At 50.1% G+C, this 1,777-nt stretch carries 1 protein-coding gene; it reads right to left on the reverse strand.

The window, feature by feature from the left end:
• A partial coding sequence (locus EJP87_RS15875; RefSeq protein WP_130472826.1) for a WD40 repeat domain-containing protein occupies nt 1–1,765 on the reverse strand: 1,765 nt, incomplete at its 3' end.
• Nucleotides 1,766–1,777 lie beyond the last annotated feature (12 nt).

A 1,777-nucleotide genomic window follows, 5' to 3' on the forward strand; every position in this document is an offset into this window, starting at 1 on the left:
ACTTGCCCGCCAACTGGGCACGCAACTGCGCTTCATCCGGGTGCAGATCCAGACGGTGCGAAGCCCAGGCCGTTTTGATTTTTATGGTTGCGTTGGAGTAGCCTGTGATCAATATTTCTCCGTCGCTGGAGGCAACGCAAACTGTGGGGTAAATACCCTGTGGTTGTCTGTCCAATATCTTGGATGGAGTCAGAGCTTTTGCGGCATCAGAGGGATTCCACAGACAGATACAACCATCCTCAGAAACCGAAACCACGCGACCGTCTGCAATGACAGTGCAATCTATAACAGCTTTTGTATGAAAAACCAATAATTTAAAGATGACACGATTGTTGACATCCCACAGCACCAACCGACCATCCTCACCGGCTGTGACCAGGAGTTCTTCCGATACCTTGGCACAAGCTCTCACCTTTCCGCTGTGGCCCCTCAGAGTGGCCGTGACTTTTGGCTGGCCGCGACCAGTCCAAGTCCACAGTTTGACTGTCTTATCCGAGGAGGTTGAAACAAACTGGTTTGCGCTCAACTGCAGGCAGGAGACGACCCAGGCAGCATGTCCCTCTTCGCGTCGTTCAGAACCATCCATTTCTTCGGTAAAAGAAGGTTGGTCTGGTGGCGGTGAGACAGGCACCAACATCGGCAGATACAGGTTCAGGTCGGCCATCCCTCTGAATTGCTCCAGCGTCAACACAGACCATAATTTCTGGATCAGGATTCGTCCCAACTCCTGCCAAGAAGGAGACCCTGTCAGCAAGTGAGCCGCATGTTTGTAGCACGCGATCAGTTTGCGATTGCTCGCTGTCGCCATGCCCGACTGGTCAGACCACGCTTTTGCCTCATCCAGATCCTGAGCTGTTTCGACTGGCCCCGCCAGTATCCAAGTCCGCTTGGCAATAAATTCAATATTGAACAGCAGGGAGAACCAATCATTTTTCCGATTGGCACCATACAGATGATGTTTGATAAATTTCCAAATATATGTTAATTCGTATTGCAGTTCCAGATAATTTTTTCCGGAAAGAAGATTATAGCCGCTGCGACTGCTTTCCAATTGGTAGCGATTGTTGGCATCTTTGTACGAATCAACCAACGCCTGATGTATCGTTGTGATTGAATTGCCGCACAGATCGTGCAGATGCTTGAGTACAATATCATGTAACTTGATGTGGGCATTGCTGTCATCCGAGTCGATAAATTTCTGCAACAAAGAGAGTCCAAACAGTTTATATAACAGTCTGAATCCGATTTTATCCTGCCATGCATTAGGCAGGCGCGCCTTCCACAAACGGTAAATCAACGCAACAGGGATCACCTCATCTTCGGGAAAGATGGCCAAGTCCAGGAATAAACCACGCTGAGTAGAGTCCAGCAAATCAATGGAAAGCTTCAGGCTCAGAGAGGGGATGCGTCGCTGGTTTTCTGTGAGATCCGTGTTAAATTCGGAAAGTCCGCCCTCGCGCAACAATTCCATTTCGATGCGAATGGCATCAGCCACGGTGCGTTTGTTTTGAAGGCGTTCCCGCAATCGACCATTAGACAGGGACAGCGGTAGTGCCCAATAGCTTAAAATTTTGGCGAGTGGCTTCAGGCTGTTTCTTGTCTGTGCATCGGCAGATAAATTGCTGGCAAGCAGGTCAACTGCTTCGCCCTCCTGCATGACATCCACGGTCAGTTCGTGGCACTCCAACTCCTTGACGATATGCCGCATGCGGGTGGTGATCACGCGCTTGACGGTCTGCCCCCCAAACCCCAGAAAATGTTGCAAGGTCTCCTTGCT

The sequence above is a fragment of the Candidatus Magnetaquicoccus inordinatus genome (assembly GCF_004217665.1).
In the GTDB taxonomy this organism is placed as follows: domain Bacteria; phylum Pseudomonadota; class Magnetococcia; order Magnetococcales; family Magnetaquicoccaceae; genus Magnetaquicoccus; species Magnetaquicoccus inordinatus.